This window comes from Bacillus sp. JJ1474, assembly GCF_036965225.1.
Lineage (GTDB): Bacteria > Bacillota > Bacilli > Bacillales > Cytobacillaceae > Cytobacillus.
In genome coordinates this window covers 1-1,795 of record NZ_JBALPC010000327.1, presented here as the reverse complement: position 1 = coordinate 1,795, position 1,795 = coordinate 1, and the positions used below count along the sequence as shown (strand labels likewise).

At 26.8% G+C, this 1,795-nt stretch carries 1 protein-coding gene; it reads right to left on the bottom strand.

What is annotated here, in order from left to right:
* On the bottom strand, positions 1-816 hold an 816-nt coding region (locus V7164_RS25785; RefSeq protein WP_438824751.1), incomplete at its 3' end, for a glycosyltransferase family 61 protein.
* Positions 817-1,795 lie beyond the last annotated feature (979 nt).

Here is a 1,795-nt window from a genome sequence, read left to right as displayed (position 1 = left end):
GATAGTAATTGTATCATCACAATCAGTATCATAAGGATTGATAATTTCACGGAAATTATTTATTCCTTCAGCTACTAGTTGTAATAAATCCTCATTAGATCCCCATCTCTTTGTCAGACCAAGAGATTTCAAACTTTCATTGCAGATATTAAGATCGACTTTATAGTGTTCACTTGAGATAAATCTTTTCTTAGTAATTGTTTCTGCATCTAAATACAACATATTAAAGCCAAGAATATTTCCAATTGTTGAATATAAATAGAAATTATAGTCCTTTGGAATAATACAGATAATATTCACATTTTTAGGACAATATATTATGTTTGTAAATGCAGCTCCTGTGGCACCCGCAACAAATTCTGCTTGAGAAAAAATTTCAACTTGATCCTCAAAAGTCAATTCTTCTGGGAATACAATTTCAAAATCGTACTGTTTAAAAATTTCAACTACCATTTCTTCATTAATTAACCTTGAGTTACTTGTATTTTTCCTAGAGACAAATATCTTTCTANNCTTTAATACACTATTTCTTACATATTCAACTGCAGAGTTAGAAATTATGAAGTCTTCAAATCTAAATTGTTCTCCCTCTTCTATATTAATAGGCATCCATGTATTACTTGATGGATAAATTAATTTTTTCACCGTATACATCTGATGCTTCTTAATCGGTATCACGGGATGATTATAAGTATTTAACGTATCTAACAGATCACAATATTGTTGAATATTTAATGCAGCCTCATCTATCAATAACGGAATATTTCGTAGTTCTTTAAATTGATCAACATATTGTATTCTGGATATTATTTCCATAGAAAAATGGTAGTAATTATAAGGAGCAAAACCAACTAATGAAATAGCTTCTTCTATTACTTCTTTTGAATTAATAAATTCAACTACGGCATACTTGTCATCAATGTTTCTAAGATTAGAAAATCTTAAGTCATATCTATTATTAATATCTCTCGTTGCTATATCATATAAGCAATATTCATTTGCTAATATTAAACTGTTTTCACCAATAATATTGACATTTTCCAACTCTGCTATATAAATTTCTGGGGATATAACCATTTCTGCTCTTTGGGTCTCATTACTTCCATAATAATATGGAATAAAAACCTCTCTATTTTTATTATCTTCTAAAGTTAGATAAGTATAATTATTCTTTTCACAAAACTCTTTGACAGTTGTTACTTTATATAGATGAGAACTTTCATTATTAAAGCTTTTATAGAATGATAATGCATTCTCATATTCCCTATTTTTAAACATAAGATTAAAATAATCATGATTTTTTATATGATTGTAATACGTTAAAAAGACCTCGTTATGTTTATTATATTTGTACTGGTCATAAACAAGCCTTTTTATATCTTCCATCAAATTTAATTTTAAATAACTTAAAATTATATTTGAATCTTCAGGACTTAATTTGATAGCTTCTTCAAAATATTTATTCGCCAACCATGGTTTATTGTGTTTATAACTAATTTCCGCTAATATAACCAACAAAATAGTATTTTTATGATTATCATTGATTAAAGTATTTCCTACCAATTCGGCTAAAACAAACTTGTCATCATTATAATATTTAATAAATAAATCAATTTTGTTTTTTAACAGTCCCTCTTCCGATTCAGAAATAAGAGGAGTTGAGGTAGTTATGATTTCATTTTTGTTGCTCTTCTTATTTTGAAATAATGCTAAAAATAAGTCTTCGTTGTTTTGCTTATCTTCAATTTCATTTTTTAGATATACTTTATGAACTTGATATTCCACATCACTATAT